Below are 1,375 nucleotides of genomic sequence, written 5' to 3'. Positions count from 1 at the left end.
CCGGCCGCGACGGCTCCGCCGCCACCGCCTCCAGCAGCAGGCGGAAACGCGTCAGCAGGCCTTGCACCACACCCTTGTCGAACCTCTGTGCATCGTAGGACAGGTATAGGCTCAACATCTCCCGCGGCACAGCCATCAGGGTCAGCGGATAGTGGCTTTCATGTTGTTCCCCGCCGCTCACGCGGCGCAGCGATGCCTGGCCCAAATCCGGCGCCATCGCCTGCGAATCGAAGGGATAGTTCTCGAAAATGAACAAGGTATCGAACAACTGGCGCTGGCCGGCCAGCCGCTGGATTTCCACCAGGTCCAGATGCTGGTGGTCCAGCAATCCCGCCTGCTCTCGCTGCAGCCGCCCCACCAGGCCCGCTACCGTCTCGCCCGCCGACCATCGCAGCCGTACCGGCACCGTGTTGATGAACAGGCCTATCATCCGCTCCACCCCGGGCAACTCCCCCGGCCGGCCCGCAACCGTGATGCCGAACACCACGTCCCGGCTCAGGTTCAGCTTGCCCAGCAACATGCCCCAGGCCGCCTGCAGCAGCGTATTCAGCGTCACCCCCTGCTGCCGCGCCTGCCTCGTCAGCGCCTGCGTCAACTCCGCCGGCAGCTCCAGGCTGAGCCTGGCCTGGGCCGCAGCGGCTCCCTTGTCCGCTTGTCCTTCTTGCGCAAGCAAGGTCGGCCCTTCCAGCCCCTCCAGGTAGCCGCCCCAGGCCTCGCATGCCGCCGCGCGGTCACGCTCCTGCAACCAACCCAGATACGCGCTGTAGGGCGTCGCCTCCGGCAGCCCGCCGTCCCCGCCCCCGGCGCGGTACAGCGCCAGCAGCTCCTCCAGCAGCAAGGGCAGCGACCAGCCGTCCAGCAGAATGTGATGGTAGGTCACCACCAGCTGGCTGCGCCCCGCCGGCAGCCTCAGCCAGCCGAACCGCAGCAACGGCGGCTGCGACAGCTCGAAACGTCGCTCGCGATCCGCCTCCTGCCACGCCGATTGCGCCTCGGCCGCCTCCTGCGGATTCCGCCCGCGCCAGTCACGCTCTTCCCAGCCGGCCGCCACTTCCCGCAGCACCACCTGCACCGGTTCCTGCCCGCCCGGATGCACGAAACCCGCCCTCAGGTTCGCGTGGCGGCGCATCAGCGCGTCCGCCGCCGACCGCATCGCCGCCCCGTCCAGCTCTCCTTCGAAATCCAGAAACAACTGGGCAACATAGCTGTCCGCGCTTTGCAGATCGTAACCGGCGTGGAACAGAAAGCCTTTCTGCAACGGCGACAACGGGTAAGCGGCTTCGATTTTTTTAGGATTCATATAGTGAGCCCAAATAGTTGAGTTCGTCTTGATCAAGCTTTGGCGTGGCCGCCGGAGCCGGCGCGGCCGGCTCGT

The 1,375-nt window shown here is 67.1% G+C and carries 1 protein-coding gene; it reads right to left on the bottom strand.

Annotation, left to right across the window (positions count from 1 at the left end; genetic code table 11):
• Positions 1–1,300, bottom strand: a 1,300-nt coding sequence (locus VL52_RS22880) for a condensation domain-containing protein (RefSeq protein ID WP_046159206.1), incomplete at its 3' end; no start/stop codon positions are given.
• Positions 1,301–1,375 lie beyond the last annotated feature (75 nt).

This window comes from Chromobacterium vaccinii (assembly GCF_000971335.1).
In the GTDB taxonomy this organism is placed as follows: Bacteria; Pseudomonadota; Gammaproteobacteria; order Burkholderiales; family Chromobacteriaceae; genus Chromobacterium; species Chromobacterium vaccinii.
This window is presented reverse-complemented; position numbering and strand designations above follow the sequence as displayed.